Origin of the sequence: Actinoplanes sp. CA-015351 (assembly GCF_050955685.1) — a bacterium.
GTDB lineage: Bacteria > Actinomycetota > Actinomycetes > Mycobacteriales > Micromonosporaceae > Actinoplanes.
The window spans coordinates 3980598-4001091 of the sequence record NZ_CP192102.1; the positions used below are offsets into that span (position 1 = coordinate 3980598).

The 20494-nt window shown below is 70.0% G+C and carries 22 protein-coding genes and 2 pseudogenes; 11 read left to right on the forward strand and 13 right to left on the reverse strand.

Annotated features, from left to right (window positions below):
- Positions 1 to 8: 8 nt before the first annotated feature.
- The 4 genes and pseudogenes from ACQP2E_RS18180 to ACQP2E_RS18195 all read right to left on the reverse strand — a co-directional run bounded on the left by ACQP2E_RS18180 (position 9) and on the right by ACQP2E_RS18195 (position 2254).
- Positions 9 to 254, reverse strand: coding sequence for an FCD domain-containing protein (locus ACQP2E_RS18180; protein ID WP_433833954.1), 246 nt, complete (start codon positions 252 to 254; stop codon positions 9 to 11).
- A gap of 166 nt (positions 255 to 420) precedes the next feature.
- A pseudogene (locus tag ACQP2E_RS18185) lies at positions 421 to 570 on the reverse strand (sulfurtransferase); the annotation flags it as partial.
- Positions 571 to 589: 19 nt separating this feature from the next.
- Positions 590 to 1741 (reverse strand): PP2C family protein-serine/threonine phosphatase, encoded by a 1152-nt coding sequence (locus ACQP2E_RS18190; RefSeq protein ID WP_433833191.1) that lies wholly within the window; start codon positions 1739 to 1741, stop codon positions 590 to 592.
- Between the two features lie 57 nt (positions 1742 to 1798).
- Positions 1799 to 2254, reverse strand: a complete 456-nt coding sequence (locus ACQP2E_RS18195; RefSeq protein ID WP_433833193.1) for a hypothetical protein — start codon at positions 2252 to 2254, stop codon at positions 1799 to 1801.
- A gap of 123 nt (positions 2255 to 2377) precedes the next feature.
- On the opposite strand from ACQP2E_RS18195, the gene ACQP2E_RS18200 reads away from it, so the two are divergent.
- The 6 genes from ACQP2E_RS18200 (at position 2378) to ACQP2E_RS18225 (ending at position 8429) form a co-directional block, all read left to right on the forward strand.
- On the forward strand, positions 2378 to 3283 hold the full coding sequence (locus ACQP2E_RS18200; RefSeq protein WP_433833195.1) for a LysR family transcriptional regulator: 906 nt from the start codon (positions 2378 to 2380) through the stop codon (positions 3281 to 3283).
- Positions 3284 to 3376: 93 nt separating this feature from the next.
- Positions 3377 to 4525: an LLM class flavin-dependent oxidoreductase gene (locus ACQP2E_RS18205; protein WP_433833197.1), complete on the forward strand. Its 1149-nt coding sequence runs from the start codon at positions 3377 to 3379 to the stop codon at positions 4523 to 4525.
- Positions 4522 to 5022 carry a flavin reductase family protein gene (locus ACQP2E_RS18210; protein WP_433833199.1) on the forward strand — a complete coding sequence of 167 codons (501 nt, stop codon included), beginning with the start codon at positions 4522 to 4524 and terminating at the stop codon, positions 5020 to 5022. The genes ACQP2E_RS18205 and ACQP2E_RS18210 overlap by 4 nt, the downstream gene beginning before the upstream one ends.
- An 87-nt stretch (positions 5023 to 5109) precedes the next feature.
- Positions 5110 to 7275: an NACHT domain-containing protein gene (locus tag ACQP2E_RS18215; RefSeq protein WP_433833201.1), complete on the forward strand. Its 2166-nt coding sequence runs from the start codon at positions 5110 to 5112 to the stop codon at positions 7273 to 7275.
- A 15-nt stretch (positions 7276 to 7290) separates the two neighbouring features.
- Complete coding sequence (locus ACQP2E_RS18220) at positions 7291 to 7806, forward strand: PadR family transcriptional regulator (protein ID WP_433833203.1); 516 nt, start codon at positions 7291 to 7293, stop codon at positions 7804 to 7806.
- Entirely contained in the window at positions 7803 to 8429 is a 627-nt protein-coding gene (locus ACQP2E_RS18225) for a GyrI-like domain-containing protein (RefSeq protein ID WP_433833205.1), read from the forward strand. Before ACQP2E_RS18220 ends, ACQP2E_RS18225 begins: the two co-directional genes overlap by 4 nt.
- Here ACQP2E_RS18225 and ACQP2E_RS18230 read toward each other — a convergent pair.
- From ACQP2E_RS18230 to ACQP2E_RS18245, 4 genes are all read right to left on the reverse strand, one after another.
- Positions 8359 to 8970: a TetR/AcrR family transcriptional regulator gene (locus ACQP2E_RS18230; RefSeq protein ID WP_433833207.1), complete on the reverse strand. Its 612-nt coding sequence runs from the start codon at positions 8968 to 8970 to the stop codon at positions 8359 to 8361. The two genes, ACQP2E_RS18225 and ACQP2E_RS18230, sit on opposite strands and share 71 nt — an antisense overlap.
- The gene (locus tag ACQP2E_RS18235) at positions 8963 to 9793 is read right to left on the reverse strand and encodes an alpha/beta fold hydrolase (protein ID WP_433833209.1); all 831 of its coding nucleotides are present in this window, start codon (positions 9791 to 9793) and stop codon (positions 8963 to 8965) included. The genes ACQP2E_RS18230 and ACQP2E_RS18235 overlap by 8 nt, the downstream gene beginning before the upstream one ends.
- A gap of 157 nt (positions 9794 to 9950) precedes the next feature.
- Positions 9951 to 10346, reverse strand: a complete 396-nt coding sequence (locus ACQP2E_RS18240; protein WP_433833211.1) for a DUF2750 domain-containing protein — start codon at positions 10344 to 10346, stop codon at positions 9951 to 9953.
- A gap of 43 nt (positions 10347 to 10389) precedes the next feature.
- The gene (locus ACQP2E_RS18245) at positions 10390 to 12339 is read right to left on the reverse strand and encodes a purple acid phosphatase family protein (RefSeq protein ID WP_433833213.1); all 1950 of its coding nucleotides are present in this window, start codon (positions 12337 to 12339) and stop codon (positions 10390 to 10392) included.
- A 109-nt stretch (positions 12340 to 12448) separates the two neighbouring features.
- Here ACQP2E_RS18245 and ACQP2E_RS18250 point away from each other — a divergent pair, with 109 nt between their 5' ends.
- Positions 12449 to 12619: a hypothetical protein gene (locus ACQP2E_RS18250; RefSeq protein WP_433833215.1), complete on the forward strand. Its 171-nt coding sequence runs from the start codon at positions 12449 to 12451 to the stop codon at positions 12617 to 12619.
- Positions 12620 to 12680: 61 nt separating this feature from the next.
- Positions 12681 to 13451: a sulfite exporter TauE/SafE family protein gene (locus ACQP2E_RS18255; protein WP_433833217.1), complete on the forward strand. Its 771-nt coding sequence runs from the start codon at positions 12681 to 12683 to the stop codon at positions 13449 to 13451.
- A 23-nt stretch (positions 13452 to 13474) separates the two neighbouring features.
- On the opposite strand, the gene ACQP2E_RS18260 is transcribed toward ACQP2E_RS18255, so the two are convergent.
- Positions 13475 to 13777 carry a hypothetical protein gene (locus ACQP2E_RS18260; protein ID WP_433833219.1) on the reverse strand — a complete coding sequence of 101 codons (303 nt, stop codon included), beginning with the start codon at positions 13775 to 13777 and terminating at the stop codon, positions 13475 to 13477.
- A gap of 420 nt (positions 13778 to 14197) precedes the next feature.
- Between ACQP2E_RS18260 and ACQP2E_RS18265 the strand changes: the two are divergent.
- Positions 14198 to 14584, forward strand: a pseudogene (locus ACQP2E_RS18265) (cyclase family protein); the annotation flags it as partial.
- A 126-nt stretch (positions 14585 to 14710) separates the two neighbouring features.
- On the opposite strand, the gene ACQP2E_RS18270 reads toward ACQP2E_RS18265, so the two are convergent.
- From ACQP2E_RS18270 to ACQP2E_RS18280, 3 genes are all read right to left on the reverse strand, one after another.
- Positions 14711 to 15244 carry an SUKH-4 family immunity protein gene (locus ACQP2E_RS18270; protein WP_433833221.1) on the reverse strand — a complete coding sequence of 178 codons (534 nt, stop codon included), beginning with the start codon at positions 15242 to 15244 and terminating at the stop codon, positions 14711 to 14713.
- A gap of 153 nt (positions 15245 to 15397) precedes the next feature.
- Positions 15398 to 16183 carry an endonuclease/exonuclease/phosphatase family protein gene (locus ACQP2E_RS18275; RefSeq protein WP_433833223.1) on the reverse strand — a complete coding sequence of 262 codons (786 nt, stop codon included), beginning with the start codon at positions 16181 to 16183 and terminating at the stop codon, positions 15398 to 15400.
- A 57-nt stretch (positions 16184 to 16240) separates the two neighbouring features.
- Positions 16241 to 16852: a hypothetical protein gene (locus ACQP2E_RS18280; RefSeq protein ID WP_433833225.1), complete on the reverse strand. Its 612-nt coding sequence runs from the start codon at positions 16850 to 16852 to the stop codon at positions 16241 to 16243.
- Between the two features lie 100 nt (positions 16853 to 16952).
- Here ACQP2E_RS18280 and ACQP2E_RS18285 point away from each other — a divergent pair, with 100 nt between their 5' ends.
- Together ACQP2E_RS18285 and ACQP2E_RS18290 are read left to right on the forward strand one after the other, a co-directional pair.
- Positions 16953 to 18863 (forward strand): sensor histidine kinase, encoded by a 1911-nt coding sequence (locus ACQP2E_RS18285; RefSeq protein WP_433833227.1) that lies wholly within the window; start codon positions 16953 to 16955, stop codon positions 18861 to 18863.
- Positions 18863 to 19498 (forward strand): LuxR C-terminal-related transcriptional regulator, encoded by a 636-nt coding sequence (locus tag ACQP2E_RS18290; protein WP_433833956.1) that lies wholly within the window; start codon positions 18863 to 18865, stop codon positions 19496 to 19498. Before ACQP2E_RS18285 ends, ACQP2E_RS18290 begins: the two co-directional genes overlap by 1 nt.
- Positions 19499 to 19515: 17 nt before the next feature.
- On the opposite strand, the gene ACQP2E_RS18295 is transcribed toward ACQP2E_RS18290, so the two are convergent.
- On the reverse strand, positions 19516 to 20490 hold the full coding sequence (locus ACQP2E_RS18295; protein ID WP_433833229.1) for an EamA family transporter: 975 nt from the start codon (positions 20488 to 20490) through the stop codon (positions 19516 to 19518).
- Between the last annotated feature and the right edge of the window lie 4 nt (positions 20491 to 20494).

Genomic DNA, 20494 nt, shown 5'->3' on the forward strand with positions numbered 1-20494 from the left:
CCGCGCGATCAGTTGGCTGACCCGGGTGTCCCGGTCGTGCGCAGCAGCGTGGTGATGGTCCGGTTGTGCGCGGCGTTGCGGACGGCGTCGTGGAAGTGGTTGAACAGCCGCCGCACCTCGGCCGGGTCGTCGGTGGCCTGCGAACGCTCGTGCAGATCCTGCAGCCGGGCAAGGTCGATCGGGGTGGCCCGGGTGGCGGCGCCGTACGCGGCCGAGGACTCCAGGATGGCCCGGGTCTCGAAGATCTCCAGGATCTCCTCGTCGCTGCGCCAGGCCGGCGGTGACCGGGCCCGGCTCGTGCAGGGTCAGCGTTCCGGTCACGGCCGGGAACGACGGATGCCCACTTTCGATCGGGAAACCGGCTGCGGTCCACGCGGCCAGCCCACCGTCGAGCACGCTCACCGTCCGATGTCCGTGAATGGTCAGCAGCCACCACACCCGGGCCGCCCACGCGCCGCCGTTGCGGTCGTAGACGACCACGTGGGCTTTGTCGCGTACCCCTGCGGTCCGGGCTGTCTCGCGCAGGAGCGCGAGCGGAGGCAGCGAGAAGGGGAACGCGGCGTGCGGGATAGGATATGCGGCCCTCGGATCAGTGGCGTTGCCACTGGAGCATCGCGGCGGTGGCGTCGTCGCGTAACTCGCCGTTCTCGTAAGAGACGATCGTCTGGATCAGGCGGCGCATCGTCTCCGGGGCCGGGCTGCCGTGGCTCAGTGCGTCCAGCATGAACGCGGCCAGCCGGTCGGCGCCGAACAGCTCGCCGGACGCGTCGCGGGCCTCGGTGATGCCGTCGGTGTACAGCACCAGCGAGTCGCCCGGCTCGAGTTGCTGCGCCACCACCTGCGGCCGCCGGGCGACCATGTGACCGAGGCCGAGCGGCAGCGCGTTCGGGGTCGGCAGCGACGGCAGGACCCGGCCGTCGCGCAGGAACAGCTCGGCCGGGTGACCGGCGCTGATCCGCCGGTAGACGCCGGTGGCGATGTCCAGCTCGGCGACCAGAGCGGTGACGAACGCGCCCGGATATTGCGCGCGGATCCACTTGTCGATCGACCGGCAGGTGTCGGTCAGCGACAGCCCGGACCGGCGGGCGTTGCGGTACGTGTTAAGCGTCAGCGTGGTCAGCGCGCTGGCACTGATCCCGTGGCCGACCGTGTCGAAGAGCGCGACGTGCAGGGTGTCGCCGTTCGCCGCGTAGTCGAAGGCGTCGCCGCCGACGTCGTAACAGGGTTCGAGAACGGCGGTGACCATGGTCCCGTCGACCGCGAACGTGAGCGGCGGCAGCTGGTTCCAGATGATCTCCGCGGCGAGCTGCATCGGCATCCGCCGCCGGGTGTGCTCGACCGCGTCACCGTAGAAGCGCCGGCTCGCGATCAGCTCGGCGACCAGGGCGGCGATGACTTCGAGGTCGTGCCGCGACTCCTCGGTCGGGTGCGTCTTGAGCTGGAACTCCAGGACGCCGAGCCGTTCCGCCCCGTGCAGCAGCGGCAGCCACAGGAACCCGTCGTCCCACTGGTGCGCCGCGGTGGTGAAGGCGAGCCCGGCGAGGCTGCCCTCCACCGGCAGCGAGGTGGACGCTCCCCGGAACGGGTGCAGCGCGAGCTGTCCGTAATCGATCAGCAGCACCGTGATGGCCTGCGCGTCCAGCAGGGGCGCGGCATTGGCGAGCACCTGCGGCAGGTCCTCAGCCCGGCCACGATGCCGCAGGTCCATGAGCCGCCGGACGGCCTCCATCGATGCGAGCACCAGAGCTACCTACCCACTTGGCGAAGACGGACAACAGCAGAACCAGTCCGACGAGACTCAACGGGCGCGGCCCCCAATACATGTAAGGGTCCCACGGGATGCTGGGTATGACGACGGCGCCTTCGAACGCCTGGAATCCGACCACGAGGGTGGAGAGGATTCCCGCGGGCGCCGACAACCCGATTCCCCATCGGCCGATCGTGGTGTCACCGGCACGCCTGCCGAGGAGGACTGGTCCATCCCGGGGAACTCGGCGTGTGCCTCGATGATCAGCTGCCCGGCGTAGTAGTCGTCGCCGCCGAAGAAGGCGAACCCGAACATCTCCTCCTGCACCGCTCGTTCCTCGTACTCGGCGATCTGCGGCATCAGGGTCATCTCCACGTTCCGGGCGTCCGGAAGCAACGCCTGGGTGAACGCCGCACCCCACGCCTTGTCCGGCAGCTCCGGCGCGGAATGGTGCCAGGCGATCAGCGCGGCCACCGACCCGAGCCAGGCGCCGGCGATGATCGCCATGAGGCATCCGCAGAGGAGGTCGCGCAGTTGTCTCGGCACCGTCGGAATCTCCCGCCCCCGTCGAAGTGCAAGATCATATGGGCGGGCCGCGTACGCTCGCGGCGGGGGAGGGAGACACCGAAGGTGCGACTCGAGCAGCTGGAGTACCTGATGGCGGTCATCCAGCACGGATCCCTGCGCCGGGCAGGGGAGAAACTGCACGTGTCGCAGTCGGCGCTCAGCGAGGCGATCAGCACCCTCGAACGGGAGCTCGGCGTACCGCTGCTGGAACGGCACCGATCCGGGGCGCGGGTGAGCGGATCCGGCCGTGACCTGCTGCCGATCGTCTCGGAGATCCTCGCCGGGGTGGCGAGGCTGAAGGCTGCCGCCAGTGATCGCAGCCGGACGATCCGGGTCGGCACCGTCAACGCCGGCACGTCCGCGCTGATGGTGCCGGCGGTCCGCGAGTTCGGCGCCGGGCATCCGAGCACCACCGTCGACGTCGCCACCATGTTCCAGGTCGAGATCCAGGACAGCCTCCTGGAGGGCCGGCTCGACGTCGGGCTGATCAACGTGTTCCCCGGTGACGACATCCCGGCGGCCCTGCACCGCACGGCGCTGCTGCACGGCGTGCCCGTGGTGTGCTGCCGTACCGATGACCCCCTCGCCGGGCGGGAGAGCGTCAGCGTGGCCGACCTGCGGCAGCGGCCGTTCGTGGCGATGCGGCCCGGATATCTGATGCACCGGCTCACCGAGCGGCTCTTCGGCGACGCGCCGCCGCCGGACACGTTCTCCGCCGACGGCGCCGAGATGGGCAAGAGCCTGGTCGCCAGCGGCAGTGGCCCGACGATCCTGCCGGACTACAGCATCGTGGGCGATCCGCTGCACGCCGCCGGGCTGATCACCGTGCGGCCGTTGTCCGAGGAGGTGCCGCCGGTGCTGATGCTGATGCTGCGCCGCCGTTACGACCGGGTGCCACCGGCCATCGCGGACTTCGAGCAGACGCTCCAGCGGCTGGCGGCAGCCGAACGACACGAGCGATCGGCCTGACCGGGAGGGCGTTCGGCACACCCGTACCGAGAAGGTCTTGTTTTTCTTTTTAAAGCCTAGAGACTCTATAGGCATTAAGGAGAAAGGGGCCACATGAGATTCCACTGGTTCCTGCCGACCAACGGCGGTGACGGCCGGCACGTGGTCGGCGGCGGTCACGGCCTGGCTCCCGGCAGTTCCGGGCGGCCCGCCGACGTGGCCTACCTGACCCAGGTCGCCCGCGCCGCGGAGGACAACGGCTTCACCGCCGCGCTCACCCCCACCGGCGCCTGGTGCGAGGACGCGTGGCTCAGCACCGCGATGCTCAGCCAGACCACCGACCGGCTGAAGTTCCTCGTCGCGTTCCGTCCCGGCGTGGTCTCGCCGTTTCTCGCGGCGCAGATGGCCGGCACCTTCCAGAACATGTCCGGCGGCCGGCTGCTGCTCAACGTCGTCACCGGCGGGGAGAGCCACGAGCAGCGGATGTACGGCGACTACCTGGACAAGGACGCCCGGTACCGTCGCTGCGACGAGTTCCTGGAGATCGTCCGGCGGCTGTGGACCGGGGAGACCGTCGACTTCAAGGGCGAGTTCCTGTCGGTGGACGCGGCGTCGCTCGGGCAGATACCGGACCCGATACCGGACATCTACTTCGGCGGATCGTCGCCGGCCGCCGGGATCGTCGCGGCCAAGCACGCCGACGTCTACCTGACCTGGGGTGAGCCGCCGGACGCGGTGGCCAGGAAGATCGCCTGGATCCGGGAACTGGCCGCTTCGGAGAAACGTGAACGGCCGATCCGGTTCGGCATCCGGATGCACACGATCACCCGGGACACCGCCGCAGAGGCATGGGCGGAAGCGGACAGGCTGCTCGCCGGGATCCCGCCGGAGACCATCGCCACCGTGCAGAAGGGTCTGCGGCTCAGTGAGTCCGAGGGGCAGAAGCGGATGATCGCGCTGCACAACGGCTCGACCAGCGACCTGGAGATCTATCCGAACGTCTGGGCCGGCGTCGGCCTGGTCCGCGGCGGCGCCGGCACCGCCCTGGTCGGCAGCCACGAACAGGTCGCCGACCGGATCGCCGAGTACGCGGCGCTCGGCATCGAGGAGTTCGTGCTCTCGGCGTACCCGCACCTGGAGGGCGCGTACTGGTTCGGCGAAGGGGTGCTGCCGATCCTCGCTTCACGCGGCTTGTGGAGGGATGAACGACCACGCCGGCGCGCCAATGCCCGGGTGCCGTTCGCGGCCGCGGGCACCCGATGAGGACCAACCAGGACCTCGACCCGATCCGGCTGCGGCAGGCGTTCGGGGTTTTCCCCAGCGGCGTGGTCGCCGTCGCCGCGGATGTCGACGGCGTCCTGGTCGGACTGGCCGCCAGCTCGTTCACCTCGGTCAGCCTCGACCCGCCGCTGGTCTCGGTCTCCATCGCGAACACCTCCAAGACCTGGCCCGACCTGCGCCGGGCCAACCACCTCGGCGTGACGATCATGGCAGCGCACCACGACGTGATCTGCCGTCAGCTGGCCGGGCCGGTCGAACACCGCTTCGACGGCGTGAGCGCGTCGGTCACCGAGACCGGCGCGGTCACCGTCGACGACGGCCTCGCCAGCTTCGACTGCACGATCTACCGCGAGGTCGAGGCCGGCGACCACACCATCGTGCTGCTGCGGCTGCACGCGGTGGAGCACAGCACCGACCAGACCGGCGGTCCGCTGGTCTTCCACCGATCCGGATTCGGGCGTCTGTTTCCGTACCGTTGAAAAGTCTCGACCTGCTGTCAGCCTGCGCATCGATCAGGGTGTGTCGTGGTGTACTGGTCCGCAACATCGACGGCGGACGGTATGTGAATGGGCAGATTGCCGAAGAGCATCCTGCAGGCGTCGGTCGTCGCCCTGGTCGGACTGGTGCTCATCCCCACGGCCGTCAACATCGGCACCGGGGGTGAAGCGCCGGGGTTCCTGATGCCGTACGTCGGTCTGCTGTGGCCGGCGGTGCTCGTTCTCTGCGCCGTCGCCATCGGCGTCGAGGTGTGGAGCCGTACGACGAAGACTGCTCAACCGGAGTCCGCCCGGCCGGACGCCGACGTGCGGAACGAGCGGAATGCGTTCGACCAGGTCGGCCGGTACATCGCGGAACGCCGGTCCGAGTCGCTGGTGACACGCGTCCGCATCCGGCTTGTCCTGGACGAGAGACGTGACGCGGTGCTGCCGCTGCCGCACGTCGTGGAACGCGTGGGTTCGATGCCACCCACCTCGGACATCCTGGCCGCCTTCGAAAGCCTCCAACAGGACTTGCTCCTGCTCGGTGTGCCGGGGATCGGCAAGAGCACCATGATGCTGAAGCTGGCCGGCGACCTCATCTCCCGGGGCGGCTCGGTCCCGGTGCTGCTGGACCTCGCGGACTGGTCGGTGTCCGGGCGCCGCCGCACTCTGCTCGGGGGATATCGCGACCTGCCACCCCGGCCGCTGGCCGAGTGGGTCGCCGCGGCCGCGTACCGTCGCTATCGCCTCCCGGTGGCGGTCACCCGGGCCTGGCTGCGGCAGGGCCGCATCATCCTGTTGCTCGACGGCCTCGACGAGGTGCGGGCTGACCGGCGGGACCGCTGCGCGCAGGAGATCAACGCGCTTCGTGCCGAGTTTCCCCTGGTGCACGTGGTGGTGAGCTGCCGCGAGCAGGAGTACGCCGGCCTCGGCACGCGCCTGCGGATGATGGGCGCGGTGGCGATCAAGCCGCTCACGCGACAGCAGGTCCTGGACTTCGTCGCGGTAGCGGGACCGCGCATGGACGGCGTCGCGGCCGCGCTGCGGGCTGATCCGCAGCTGTGGGAGCTGGCCGACACCCCGCTGATCCTGAACGTCATGGCAGTGGCCGAAACCGAGGACTGGGCGGCCGGCGGGGACGGCCTCGCCGAACGACGCGCACGTCTGTTCGGCAGCTATGTGTCCGAGCTGCTGCGCCGCCGCATCCCCGTCGGCAGGTCGTGGTCACCGCGGCGCGCCCGCGAGGTTCTCCGATTCCTGGCGCGGTCCTCGGCGATCCTCGAGAGCGAGACCCGGGTCAGCTGGCCCAGCCACAGGACCTGGCTGGCGGTGTTGCCACCCGAGGCAGCCTGGTTGCTGGCCAACCGATTCGTGCCCTTCCTGACCGCTGGGCTGCTGGGTGGATTCACCTTCGCGCTCACGCTTGACCACGGCGTCTGGGCGGCGCTGTGTATCGCCGTGAGCGGGCTCGGCTGGACGTCGTTCATTCTGGACAGGTGCGCGGTGCGGCCGCAGCGGCGGATGCCGTTGCGGGGGACCACCGCTGCCGCCGCGGGACTCGTTCCTGGCATCGTCGCCGGCTTTGCCGCGCTGTACGCCGGCCTCGGGTTCGCGGAGGTGCTGGTGCACCCCCTGGGTAACTGGGTCACGTTCCCGCTGATGGCCCTTCTTCCGCTGGTTCTTCCGCTGGCCGCGGTGGGGCAGTACGCCAAACCCGGGCGGCGATTCCGTCTCGGCATGGCGATGTGGTTCTTCGGCATCGTGATCCTGGCCGTCCTGTACACCCTGCTGCTCGACGGGCCCCATCTGCTGGTGGACATGTGGTGTGCCGGTTTGCTGCTCGGCGTGCTTCTCAACATGCCGTTCACCGCGATGATGCTGGACAGCTCCAACCCGGCCGCGTCGCGAACGCCGCAGACCGGCCTGCGCCGCGCCGTCATGGCAGCCTCCCCGGTCGCCGCGATCCTCGCCCTCGCCACCGGCGCTCCCGTCGAGGGCCCTGTCATCACCACGGTGGTGGGCCTGCTGTGGGGACAGGTGTCCGGTCTGACCCCGGCCATCCTGGTGGCCGACAGCCTGACCACCCCGGTCAGTCGCGCGGCCATGCTGCTCGCGGGCCGGCCGTTGCCCACGGCTCGCCGGTTCCTGCCCTTCGCCGCGGCGTGCGGGCTGCTGGCGCGCACCGACGACGGCTATTTCTTCGGGCATTTGCTCATCCGCGACCACTTGGCGGACGAGGAAACTTTATCCTAGCGCTAGAATCATGGGATGGAGCTGACCGCCGCTGAGCTGACCGTGCTGGGGCTGATCATCGAGCGCCCGCAGCACGGTTACGACCTGGAGCAGGTCATCGCGCAGCGGGGAATCCGGGAGTGGACCGACATCGGGTTCTCGTCGATCTACTACCTGCTCACCAAGCTTGAACAACGCGGCCTGCTGCACGTCCCGCACGCTCCGGCCTCCGCGAAATCACGCCGGGTCTTCCACGCCACCGGCGAGGGCCGGGCGGTCGCCACGGAGGAGTCCCTCGCCTTCATCACCGACGCGCGGCTGCCGCTGCTGGTCGGTGTCGCCAACCTGCTCCTGCTGTCGGCGCAGCAATACCAAGCGGCGCTGCACGCCAGGCTGAAACAGATCGAGGCGAAGATCGCGCAAGTCCGGGCCGCCCGGCAGCCGGGAATGCCGTTCGCGGCCGACGAAGTGTTCGACTACTCCCTGAGCCTCCTGGAGGCAGAGAGGCAGTGGCTCGCGAGCAGCAGCAACCGAGCCCCAGGTGCCCGATGAACGAGAAGGTCGACTTCAAGAAGACCCTTGACGGCTACAAAGCCCGCCAAGGCCAGTTCCGGCTCATCGACGTGCCCGACACGCAGTACCTGATGGTCGACGGCCACGGCGACCCGAACACCTCGCCCGACTTCGGCGCTGCGGTCGAGGCGCTGTACCCGCTGGCGTACAAAGTGAAGTTTCTCAGCAAGCGCGAGCTCGGCCGTGACTATGTGGTCCCGCCCCTGGAAGGCCTGTGGTGGGCCGGTGACATGGATGCCTTCACCACGGCGCGGGACAAGTCGCAGTGGGACTGGACCCTGATGCTCATGCTGCCGGACTGGATCGACCCGGGCCTGGTCCCGGCCGGCGAGAAGGTCCGGGTGGAGAAACTGTCCGAGGGAAAGTGCGTGCAGACCCTGCACGTCGGCTCGTTCGACGACGAGGCCGGGGTGCTCGCCCAGTTGCACGACGAGGTCATCCCGGGGCAGGGGCTGCGGATGACCGGGACCCACCACGAGATCTACCTGAGCGACGCCCGCAAGGTCGCGCCGGAGAAACGGCGCACCATCCTCAGGCAACCGGTGGCTGATGGAACTGGCGCTCCGAGCCGTCGACCGGCCCGTGCCGCAGACCCGCGATAAGGGTCTCGACGAGGAAGTCGAAACTGCGGTCGACGACGCGCGGTAACCCGAAACCGCCGGCTGCCTCGATGCTGGCGAAACCGTGCAGGGTGGATCGCAGCACCCGGGCCGCGTCGACGGCGTGGGTGCCGCGCAGCTCGAAGCCGGCGAGCACGTCGTACATGATCTGCATGACCACGTTGTTCACCCGGCGGTGCTCCTCGTCCTCGTCGCCGGTTCCGGGTGCGCGGATCGCGGCGGCGTACCGGCCCGGGTGGGCGAGGGCCCAGCGGCGGTACGTGGTGGCGAACGCGCGTACCGCGTCGGGGCCGGACCGGCCGACGGCGGCCCGGGACACCGCTTCGCCGAACTCGCGGGTGGCCTGGGTGGCGACGCCGCGGCGCAGGGCGTCCAGGGACTCGACGTGTTTGTAGAGCGACGGTGTGCGTACGCCGACCCGCTCCGCGAGCAGCGCCATTGTCACGTTGGCGAACCCCACCTCGTCGGCGAGTGCCGCAGCGGCGGTGATGACCGCGTCCGGTGCCAGGCCGGCCCTAGGCACGTGCGTGAGCCGTCAGGAACGTGAGCATCAGGGCCACCGTCTCGTCGGGGAACTGGACGTGCGGGTAGTGCCCCGCACCGTCGATCATCTCAAGCCGGGCCAGGCCGTCCGGGATGGCGGCCACGATCGCCTCGCCCTCGGCCCGCGGGTCGGCCCAGTCCGGGTCGAGCGAGCCCTCGATGATCAGAACCGGGCAGCGTACGTTGCCCAGCTGGGCTCCGGCGTCGGCCGGCGACGTCTGTGTCATCTTCTGCAGGGCCTTCATCCGGCCGGGCTCACGCAGCATGGCGTCGATGCCGGCCAGGTTCGTGGACCAGTCGGCCGGCTTCTGCCCCGGGTACGCGACGTCGAGGTATTTCTTCCAGGACGACAGGCTGCCGAGCATGGTGCCGGCCAGCCGGAGAGTGCCCGTGCGGTACGCGCTGTGCCGCAGATCGCCGAGCTTGAAGGACTGCGCCTTGGTGAAGGGCGCCAGCTCGACGACGCCGGTGATCAGGGCCGGCTCCTGGGCAGCCGCGATGGTGGCCGCGCCACCGGAGATCGAGTGGCCGACCAGCACAGCCGGCCCACCGAGGTGGCGGATCACCGCGATCAGATCACCGGCGATGTCGGTGCGGCTGTAGGACGGCCACTGCGCGCTCGATTCGCCGGCGCCGCGCAGGTCGGCCACGGCGACCCGGTACCCGGCGCCGACCAGGCGCGGCACGACGAACCGGTACGCGTCGCGGCCGTTGCCGATCCCGGGGGCCAGGACGACCAGGGGACCGTCACCGGTCACCTCGTACGCGATCGTTCCGCCGTCGACGGTCAGGTATTCAGTCATGGCAGGACTCCAGATCTCCGGTGACGACGTTGGCTAAGTGCGTTAGCTAATAAGCTAATGGCATTAGCCAATCGCGTCAAGCCCGGTTGCTCGGAGAGCCGGCATCGCTCGTCCGGGATCGAGGTCCGAGGTGATCGGGGGTTCGGGTGATCGGGGCCTAGTTCGGGCGCAGCGCCGCCGTCAGCTGCGCGCGGAACTCCTCAAGGGTGAGCTTCGCCGCGATCCGGTCCTCGACCGGGAAGATCGCGATGAGAGCGTCGTCCTCCTCCAGCTGCGGCAGCCACTCCTTCAGGAACGTGCCGACCGGGATCCGTACGGCGTGCTCGCCGTCGACCTCACCCTCGTTCTCCAGCCGTGCCACCGCCGCGTAGGGCCACACCGGCAGCAGCGTGCGCCGCTCGCCGTCCTCGGTGAACAGGATCTCGTCCTCGTCACCCCACACCCACAGTGATCCCTCACCGGCGAGGATCTCGAACGTCTTGGCCACGCGGGCCGCCCCGTCCAGCCCGCGAAGCCGCTCCGCCTGGCCGCGCGAGATGTCATCCCGTGCCACTTGACCACCTATTTCCGTCTTCACCCAGATAACGGCGCTGATCCTAGCCCGGTGAGACCTTCCCGGCGCCGGCCGTCCGGACCAGGGTGATCCGGTCGATCTCGGTGAACGGCTGTTTGCTGCCGGGCAGCGCGTCCGCGAGGCACCGCACCGTCATCGACGTCCGTGCCCCGCGCGCCGCCGGCACCACGTCGATCGCGGCGAACGCGTAGTTGTCGTACCGTACCTGCGACCAGTCGACCGTCTCCGGAATGCGGATCCCGGACGGGTGCCCGGCCGCTTTCACCACCTGTTTCTCCGCCGACCACCGGTAACTGTTGACGATGTTCGCGGTGTTGTTCTCCGTGGTGTTCGCCCCGCCAGGCGGCCGATATCCGCGATAGCGCTGTCCGGCCGGCAATGATTGCGGCCCCGACGCCGTCACCCCGGGTGGTGGTGGCGCCGCCGGACCCGGCGCCCGCCGGAACGGATAACGCGGCCGGCCACCGGAACCCACACAGAGGTACGTGACACCGTCGACCGCCGGGGAAATGGTGGAGCCGTCCGGCGCCGACCGGGTCCGTTTCCCGTTCCGGATCGGGTCGGTGCGTTCGAGCAGATGGTTGTGCCCCTGCACGACCAGGTCCACCTGGAATTGGCTGAACAGCGGGTCGAGCGCCTCGCGTACCCCGCCGTCGGAGGCATGATTGTCGGACGTCGCATACGCGCAGTGGTGCAGGAACGCGACGACGAAATCGACATCTGGGCGCTCACCGCGCCATTGTTTGAGGGTACGCCTCAGCCAGCTCACCTGGGCGCCGCCGGAGTACCCGGTGTTCGTCTGCAGTTCCCCGGAGAGTTCGTTGGCGTCGAGCGAGATGACGCCGACGTTGCCGTAGACGAACTTGTACACCGACGGGCACGTGTGCGGCCCGTTCGACGGGAAATCGAGGCGTTCCACCAGTCCGGCGTACCCGTGGGCCGGGCTGTCACCGAGGAACCGGGTGTTGCCGTACAGCGGTTCCATGTCGTGGTTGCCGGTCGCGAACATGAACGGTGAGAACGCCGCCAGGGGCTCGATCTGATTGAGGAAGACATCCCAGACGTACGGGTTGAAGAGGTTCTTGCCTTTCGGAGCGATCCGGGTCAGCGCCGTCGTGTCGTCGGCGGGCAGCCCGGACCCGGACGGATTGGCGTAACAGATGTCCCCGGCGAGCAGGGTGAACACCGGTTGCTGGGTGGCGAGCAGCAATGTCTGGGTGAGTGCCGGCCGTTTGTCGGTGCCGTTCACGCCCGCCACCGGATCGTCGGGCAGGTACGAGTTGTCGTCGAACACCCCGGGCGGCCAGGTCCCCTTGGCGGCCGTCACCGGCGCCGGATTCTTGCCCCAGGCGAATGCCGGATCGGTCGGCGCCGTGTTGGTGCCGACGTCGGCGAAAGCGGTGAACGTGAACGGCGCTGCGACCGCCGCATCCCGGGCCGGCGCGGTCGAGAAATGGGCCTCGCCGCTGACCGTTCCGTCGGAAAGCCGGATCCGATAGTGATGGACGGCTCCGGGTGCCAGCCCGTCGATTTTCGCCTTCAGATAGAACTGGCTGCCGATCGGGCCGCCGGGGATCGCATATTGTCCGGCCAGGTGGCGGATGTCGGCTTCGATACGCGTACCGAATTGTCCTGGTGTTGATCCGACCTCGACATACGCTCGCAGATTTTTCGGCAGGGAGCCGGTTTTGCTGACCAATTGCGCGGTGACCGCCATGGCCGGGCGCAGGGCGCCGTCGGCGCCCGGCAGAAATGACAGATGACGGCCGGAAACGACGACACCTGCCGGGCCCGCCGTGCCGCCCCCAGCGGCGAATGCCGCGCCGGCCAGCTGAAACTGGGCGTACGCGTAACCGCCGGCACCGGCCATCACGGCCCGCAGCAGCGAACGGCGGCTGACCCGTTCGCGAGCGAGCAGGCGGGCGTTCCATTCGCTGTATTCGTCCATGGTCAGGGACTTCACGCATGTCATCGTGGCTCGGCGGGCCAGGCTGGCTTCATGAAATGACCGAAATGTCAGTAATCTGTTTGCTTTCCGGACACCCGGGGTAACCGGCTGAGGATCATGAAAGGAGACACTCATGCCCGATCCTGATAAGTACCCGCCGCTCGATCCCGGTGTGCCGATCCCGGACGACCCAGGCGAGCTGTCCCCGGACAACCCTGATCCGCTCCCGCCGCCACCGCCCGAGGCGGTCCCGGAGCCGATCTCGCCGGACCCGGATCCGGACGCTGTGCCCGAACCGGCTTGAGGTCATCGCTGAGGCCGGGCCGACGACGGCCCGGCCTCAGCGGTGTCTCTACGCTGGCGCGGTGCCTGAGCTGACCGCCTTCCTCGCCGGCCTGCTCATTTCGATCGTGACGTCGCCGGTCGGTGTCTCCGGCGCCGTGTTCCTGCTTCCGGTCCAGCTCAGCGTGCTGCACGTACCCAATCCGGCGGTGACGCCGACGAACCTGCTCTACAACGTCGTCGCGGGCCCCGGCGCACTGCTGCGGTACCGCCGCAACGGCCAGCTCACCGGCCCGCTGGCCCGCCTGCTGATCGCCGGAACCGTGCCCGGCGTCATCGCCGGCGCCGTCCTGCGCGTCTTCGCCATCCCCGGCCCGAACGTGTTCCGCCTGGTCGCGGCGGCGGTGCTGCTCCCGCTGGGGCTGTGGCTGTGCGCACGGGCGGTCAGCGCCGGCATCCCGGACCGGCCACCGTTGTCCCGCCGCAGCGTCCTCGGCCTCAGCGTCGCGACCGGCGCGGTGGGCGGGATCTACGGCATCGGCGGCGGCTCGATCCTCGGCCCGCTGCTGGCCGGCCGCGGCACCCCGATGAGCCAGATCGCCCCGGCCGCCCTGGCCTGCACGTTCGTGACGTCGATCACCGGGGCCGCGACGTACGGTGTGCTGTCGCTGGGCACCGCGGGCGACATCGCGCCGCATTGGACGGTCGGCCTGTCCAGCGGGCTGGGCGGCCTGGCCGGTGGATATCTGGGCGCGCGGTTACAGCCCTATCTGCCGGAGCGGGCGTTACGGCTGCTGCTCGGCGCGATCGCCACCGCACTCGCCGTCGTCTATCTCATCCAAGGACTTCGATAAGTCTGGACGTGATCGCGCGGGCCTCAGTTCGAGCCCATCCTGATCAGCGCGTTCCCGCCCAGCATCAGCACGTCCGCGCCGGCCACCAGCGCCATGCTCAGATACAACCGCCGCGCCGCCAGCTCCTGGTCAGCACCGGTCATCCCGCGCACGGCCAGCACGACCGCCGCCAGAACCAGCGGGATCCCGCCGATCAGCGTGTAACCCACCGCCGACGGCGTGTTTCCGCCCGCGACCAGCAGCGACACCATCACGGCCGGGACCAGGCCGAAGAAGACCACGGCCAGCCCCGCATACAGCCTCAGCGGCCCCAACGCATTCGTCACCGGCGAATCTTAGCCGCGACCGCCTCATGCGGCTGCGTGCCGGGCACCTGTCCGGTTCTGATCCGGTCCGGCCCAGCCCCGCGTCGCCGTCCTCGCCGCACCCGCGGAGGCCGCGATCCGGGTCTTCCGGCCGAGTAATCTGGTCGCGGTCTGCCGAATCGCGTGACCGGAGGAACGATGACGGCAACCCAGGACGACGTGCTCGAATACTTCACGACGCTGTCGAACTGGGGCCGCTGGGGCGACAACGACGAGCGCGGCACCCTGAACCTGATCACCGACGAGGTCCGGCTCGCCGCGGCCCGGGCCGTGCGCCACGGCCGCAGCGTGTCCTGCGCGTGGGAGGTCACCGTACCGGCCGGGATGGAACGATCCACCACGACCTGCCCGTGCGCCGCCGACATGCCGGGTGCCGAGAACATGCCGGCACGCTTCCACGCCGACCGGCGCTGGGGTTTCTCGTCGGAACGGCTCGGCATCACGTTCCACGGCAACACCGTCACCCACCTCGACTCGCCGTGCCACATGTACTGGGACGGCACGATGTACAACGGCCGGCCGCACGACCTTGTCGACGCCACGACCGGATCGGGGTGGGCGGCCGTCACCGCGGCCGCGGACGGGATCATCACCCGGGGCGTCCTGCTGGACGTCGCGCGGGCCCGCGCGGAGCCGGTGCAGAGCGTCCTCCCCGAGGATCTCGAGGAGGCCGAGCGCAGCCAGGGCGTCCGGGTGCGCTCCGGCGACGCGGTCCTGCTGCGCACCGGGCGGCCCGGCACCGACGGTTTCAGCCAGGCCGGCTGGCACGCGTCCTGCCTGCCGTGGCTGCACGACCGCGGCGTCGCGCTGATCGGTGCCGACACCCCGCAGGACGTGCAGCCGTCAGGTTACGACGAGGCCCGGCCAACCCGATCGCCACCTTCTGAGAACGCTCTAGTACAACCAGCGATCCAGCACCGCCGGCCAGAAGTGCTTCTCGTGATCGCCGTCGCCGACCGCCGGCGGATCCAGCGCCCGGATCTGCTCCAGCAGCGCGGCGATCTCCGCGAACGTCTGCTCCTCCGCCTCCGGGCTCTCGTCCCACCGGGCCAGCGCCGCCGACCCAGTCACCCACCTGCCGACCAGATGCAGTGACCACAGCCATTGGACGATCGACGAGTTCACGAACCGCATCCCGGCTTCCGGCGAATGCTCGATCACCGCGCCGGTCGCCGTCGCGGCACCGTAGACACGAATGCGCCCGGTGGAGTGCCCCAGCTGGTACATCGTCGGCAGCGCCTGGAAGTCCACGATGTCGACAAGTCCGTCGATCAGCGGCACGCCACTGGTAACGAGCGCGGATTTCTGCTGGTCAGGGAGCTGCCAGGCGGCCACATCCGGCTCGCCGGCGCGTATCACCCGTGCTGCGCCCGCCCAGGTCGCGACCGATTCGAACTCCGGAGGTGTGGGAAGAGCATCGGTAGGCACGGCAGCGAGAATAGTAGGACCGTTCGGTCGATGCTCGCCGATATCATCACGCAGGATGGCATTGTTACCGACATGTGGTTCTTGACGGCAAAACCCCTGCGGCGAGACCTCACCGGCCCCCGCACGCTCCTTCCCGGGTACGCGTAACCGATCTCAAATATCGAGAAGCAGCGCTCGATGGTCGGATACCTCCGGGGCGGCCACGACAGTGAAGTGCTTGACCGCGTCCACGTCGGAGACGAGCAGGTAACTCGCGTGCCGTACCGGCTTGGGGTACCTCGACGTCCGGGTGTCCGCCGTACCGACCAGATCGGTGAGCCCGGCGCCGGCGAGGATCCCGAACGTCTCGCTGTCCGGCAGCAGGTTGAGGTCGCCGCAGAGCACCACCAGGTCATCGGGCTGCCGGATCCGGGTGACCAGGCCGGCGAGGGCGTCCGCCTGCTGCCGCCGGGCCGGCGTGTCGCCCTTGCCGGCCGGATCCCGCAGCCCGTGCACCTGCACCACCCAGACGGTACGCCCGGAGTCCTGGCCGGCCGTCCGGACAGCGAGCGCCACCCGGGGCCGATCGGCGATCGTCCACTCCACATGATCGGTGAGCGCGCCGTGCACGAACACCGAGTCCAGCCCGACGAGGGACAGCCGCTCGGAGGCGAACGTGGCCAGCCCGAAGTCCTGCCGATGCGGTATCCCGCCGTCGTCGAGCACCGGCCCGGAGTCGCTTGCCACGAAGATTCCCTGATGGCGGGGGAGTACCCCGCGCACGTCGTCGAAGAGGTCGGCCCGCTGTGGCAGCGCCCGCTCCCCGTCGTCGAACCGGGTCCACCCGCCGAGCCCCGGCGTCCGGGTCACCTCCTGCAGACAGACCACATCAGCGCCGATGCCGGGCAGCCAGCCGAGCAACTCGTCGGCGAGGGCGCCACCCCAGGCGTTCACACTCACGATCCGCACCTCAGGACCGCCGCACATCTATCGGAAAACGGGGAACAAATCGGATGGTCACCCGGCCACGGTACTGCTGCCGGCAACCGGGTTTCGCCTCGTCGTGTCACCGGTCCCTCCGGCGCGACCCGCATCGCCGGTCCCTCCGGCGCGACTCGCGGCCACCGCGCCGAACACCACGACCAGGGCCGCGTTGACCAGGACGGCCAGCCAGCCGATGTTGGCGATGTGGGCGGCCGGCCAGGCGACAGCGCTCACCGCGAGCAGCGCTACCACCCAGACGGGTGCCAGCTTGCGCAGGACGGCGGCGGCGAGCAGCAGCGTGAGCGGGAAGAACAGACCCAACGGCTTGATCAGTACGGCGGCACCGGTGGCGTCGACCAGGTCGGTGTCGCCGAGGGAGACGTGAATGGTGTTGAAGCCGTACGCGACGTTGCCGGCCGCGCCGAACGCGCCGATCACCAGCAGGACGGCGGCCAGTATGCCGTTGCCGAGCGTCACCAGGCGCACCAGCACGAGGGTGTAGCCGACAGCTCCGAGAACGTGCACCACGGCGGCTGTGGGGTCGTCCCAGCCTCTGGTCGCGTACAGAAGATCGGCAATGAGATAGACGGCGGGCGCGACGGTGAGTGACGCGGTGAGCGTGCGGTCGAGCGGTGTTGAAGTCATGCCTTTCAGCGTGGAAGCGGCGGTGCCGGCGGGCATCGGGGCCGGCCCTCGACAATTGACAGGGTTAACCCTGGTCACAACGAGTTCGCGCGCTGGCACGATGACAGGCGTGGGCCGGGGGATGCTGGGTGTGGCGATCGCCGGGCTGATCGTGGGCGGTTTCGTGCTCGGGCCGCACGTCGCGAACCTGCACAACGGGTTGATCGCCGCGTCGTTCGCCGGCGTCGGGTTGCTGGTGCTGCACCGGCGCCCCGGTAACCGCGAGGGCCTGCTGTTCGTCGCGGTGGGCGCGGCTCATGCGGTGATGTTTTTCGGTCGGGAGTACGGCCTGCATCCGGGACCGCTGCCCGGCGCGTCCTGGATCGGGTGGCTCGGGGTGTGGCCGCTGCCGCTGGTGCTGGTGCTGGTCGGCGCGGCGGTGATGTGTTTCCCGACGGGCCGTCTGCCGTCGCGGGCGTGGGCGCCGGTCCTGGGTGTCCTGTGTGTTCTGGGTTTCGTGTTGTCGCTGGTCTCGGCGTTGTGGCCGGTCGAGCACGCTCGCACCGGCCTGGGTCATCCGTTCTCGCTGCCCGGTCTGTCGGTGGCGCGGGCGCTGTACGACGTGGCGCGGCCGGTGGCCTATCTGCTGTTCCAGCTGACCTGGGTGGTCTGCGTGGTGGTCCGGGTGCGGCGGTCCTCCGGGGACGAGGGGCGGCAGCTGCGCTGGTTCCTGTACGCGGCGACGGTCTCGGCCGCAGTGATGATTTCCGGTCTGGCGGCGTGGGGTTCGCCGGTGCCGGGCACGCTGACCGTGCCGCTGCTGGCGGTGGCGGCGGGCGCGGCGATCCTGCGGTACCGCCTCTACGACATCGACCCGCTGATCAACAAGTCCCTGGTTTTCGGCGCGATGGCGGGGGTCGTGACGGTGGGGTACGCCGTTGTCGTGGTCGGCGCGGGCCGGCTTGCCGACGGGTACGGCACGTGGCTGTCGTTGCTCGCCATCGCCCTGGTGGCGGTGGTCTTCGAGCCGCTGCGAGGCCGCGCGCAGCGGCTGGCCGACCGGGTCGTCTACGGGCGGCGGGCCACCCCTTATGAGGCTCTGTCCCGGTTGTCGGCGCACCTCAGTGCTCCGGCGGGCGGGTTGCTGGACGGCATCTGCGCCACGGTGGCCGATGCGGCGGGCGCGCGGGAGGTGGTTCTGTGGACCGGCTCCGCCGAGGAGTTGAGGGCGGTTGCCGTCTGGCCGCCGGCGACGCCGTTCCCACCCGGCCCGCGCTCGTCCGGCGACCTGGACGCCGTCCCGGTACGGCACGGCGGCCGGCTTCGTGGCGCGCTCACCGTCTCCCCGGCGCCCCTCTCCGCCGCCGAGCAGCGCCTCGTCGGCGACCTGGCCGCCCAGGCCGGCCTGGTCCTCGAACTGCGCGCCGCCGCCCAGCGCCTCGTCGTGGCCGGCGACGCCGCCCGACGCCGCCTCGAACGCGACCTGCACGACGGCGCCCAGCAACGCCTGGTCACCGTCGCGATGGAACTCGGCGGCGTGGTCCGGCTGGCCACCACCACCGGCGCCACCGAGGTGGCCGGCCGTGCCGACGACGTCCGCCGTAACCTTCTGCAGGCCACCGCCGAGCTGCGCGAGATGGCCCGCGGCCTGCATCCGGCAGTGCTCACCCAGGACGGCCTGGAGGCGGCGATCGGCTTCCTCGCCGATCGAGCCTCGCTGCCGGTCCGGCTGACCATGTCGGTCAGCCGGCGCCTGCCCGCCGAGGTCGAGTCCACCGCGTATTTCGTGGTCAGCGAAGGCCTGACCAACGCCGCGAAGCATTCCGGCGCCACATCCGTGTCGGTTGTCGTGGACCTGACCGGATCAGAGTTGCGCGTCCAGGTGGACGACGACGGATGCGGGGGAGCTGTGACACGCCCGGGAAGCGGCCTGGAAGGCCTGGCGGACCGCCTCGCGATCCTCGATGCCCGACTGACAATCGACAGTGATCCCACCGGCACGAGGCTCAGGACGGTGATCCCGTGCGGGTGATGCTCGCCGACGACGCCGTTCTCTTCCGCGAAGGCCTGGCCCACATCCTCACCGACGCGGGTTTCACCGTGACCGGCCAAGCCGCCGACGGCCCCACCCTGCTGAAGCTGGTCCGCGCCGACCTACCCGACGTCGTGGTGATCGACCTGCGCATGCCACCCGGCTTCGCCGCCGAGGGCATCGACACCGCCGCCGCGATCCGCGCCACCGCACCGGGCGTCGGCCTGATGCTGCTGTCCCAGTACGTCGAGGTGCACCACGCGCTGCGCCTGATGACCGACTTCGACGGCGGCGTCGGCTACCTGCTGAAGGACCGGGTCTCCGACCTGACCGCGTTCGGCGCCGACGTCCGCAGGGTGGCCCGCGGCGACACGGTCATCGACCCCGAGTTGGTCACCCGCCTGGTGTCACGCCGCCGCGAACGCGACCCGCTGGACACGCTGACCGGCCGGGAACGGGCCGTCCTGGCCCTGATGGCCCAGGGCCTGTCGAACACGGCGGTCGCCGCCGACCTGCACTTGGCGGTCAAGACGGTCGAAGCCCACGTCACCACCATCTTCATGAAGCTGGGCCTGATCCAGCACGACCGCGAACACCGCCGGGTCCTGGCGGTCCTGACCTTCCTGCGCGCCTGACCCTCACAGACCGGCGGTCACACCGCCGACGGCGACAGCTCCCGGTCCTCGTCGGCCTCGGTCACCGGCGTGACCGGTTCCCCAGGGATCGAGGCGATCCCGGCCAGGATCAGCGCTCCGCCCAGCATCTGCAGCGGCGTCAGCGCCTCGCCCACCACGATCCACGCGAACACCGACGCGAACACCACTTCCAGCAGCCCGATGAACGACGCGAGCCGCGAGCCCAGCCGGCTCGACCCGAAGATCCCGGTCGCGTAGGCGATAGCGGTGGCGAACACCGCCACCACCATCAGCGGCACCCACCACGGCGCCGTGGCCCCGAGCATCTCGACATCACCAAAGGTGACAGTCATCGGCACCACGCCGGCCAGTCCCACCAGGCCGAGCGACGCGCCACCGATCAGCAGTCCGGCTCCGGCGAGGGCGACCGGCGGCAGCCCGTCGGACGGGCGCGCCGACACGACGAAATAGACAGCGCAACCGATCGCGGCGGCGAACGCCAGGAGGATGCCGAGCGGGTCGACCGCCTGCAACGCCCCCGGCCCGATCACCAGAACCAGGCCGCCGATCGCGAGTGCCGACCCGAGCAGCACCGCGACCCGGGGCATCCGGCGGGTGTACGCCCATGCCCAGAGCACCAGCAGCAGCGGAGCCAGATATTCCACGAGCAGCGCCGTCGACACCGGGATCCGGCTGATCGCGGCGAAGTACGCCAGTTGGGTGAACGCCACGGCGACGACGCCCATGCCGAGCAGCCGCCACCGGCCCCGCCACAGCGCGTCCCATCGGCCGCGCAGCGAGAACAGCACGAACGGCAGCAGCAGCGTCCCGGCGATCAGCGCGCGGGCGGTGACGGCGGCCGCCGGTGACCAGCCCGCTTCGAGCAGGGGCTTGATGAACGCCCCGGACGTGCCGAAGGTGGCAGCCGACGTCACAGCTGCGACAAGTCCGGCGGACTGCGGCGAAAGCTTCACGGCGGCATCCTTCGTCATGGGC

What these genes read in the sequence shown, in the direction of transcription:
- ACQP2E_RS18195 (WP_433833193.1), bottom strand. Translation starts at nt 2,254, where the DNA reads ATGGCGATCATCGCCGGCGCCTGGCTCGGGTCGGTGGCCGCGCTGATC.
- ACQP2E_RS18205 (WP_433833197.1), top strand. Translation starts at nt 3,377, where the DNA reads ATGAGATTCCACTGGTTCCTGCCGACCAACGGCGGTGACGGCCGGCAC.
- ACQP2E_RS18210 (WP_433833199.1), top strand. Translation starts at nt 4,522, where the DNA reads ATGAGGACCAACCAGGACCTCGACCCGATCCGGCTGCGGCAGGCGTTC.
- ACQP2E_RS18215 (WP_433833201.1), top strand. Translation starts at nt 5,110, where the DNA reads ATGGGCAGATTGCCGAAGAGCATCCTGCAGGCGTCGGTCGTCGCCCTG.
- ACQP2E_RS18220 (WP_433833203.1), top strand. Translation starts at nt 7,291, where the DNA reads ATGGAGCTGACCGCCGCTGAGCTGACCGTGCTGGGGCTGATCATCGAG.
- ACQP2E_RS18225 (WP_433833205.1), top strand. Translation starts at nt 7,803, where the DNA reads ATGAACGAGAAGGTCGACTTCAAGAAGACCCTTGACGGCTACAAAGCC.
- ACQP2E_RS18235 (WP_433833209.1), bottom strand. Translation starts at nt 9,793, where the DNA reads ATGACTGAATACCTGACCGTCGACGGCGGAACGATCGCGTACGAGGTG.
- ACQP2E_RS18245 (WP_433833213.1), bottom strand. Translation starts at nt 12,339, where the DNA reads ATGACATGCGTGAAGTCCCTGACCATGGACGAATACAGCGAATGGAAC.
- ACQP2E_RS18250 (WP_433833215.1), top strand. Translation starts at nt 12,449, where the DNA reads ATGCCCGATCCTGATAAGTACCCGCCGCTCGATCCCGGTGTGCCGATC.
- ACQP2E_RS18280 (WP_433833225.1), bottom strand. Translation starts at nt 16,852, where the DNA reads ATGACTTCAACACCGCTCGACCGCACGCTCACCGCGTCACTCACCGTC.
- ACQP2E_RS18285 (WP_433833227.1), top strand. Translation starts at nt 16,953, where the DNA reads ATGACAGGCGTGGGCCGGGGGATGCTGGGTGTGGCGATCGCCGGGCTG.
- ACQP2E_RS18290 (WP_433833956.1), top strand. Translation starts at nt 18,863, where the DNA reads ATGCTCGCCGACGACGCCGTTCTCTTCCGCGAAGGCCTGGCCCACATC.
- ACQP2E_RS18295 (WP_433833229.1), bottom strand. Translation starts at nt 20,490, where the DNA reads ATGACGAAGGATGCCGCCGTGAAGCTTTCGCCGCAGTCCGCCGGACTT.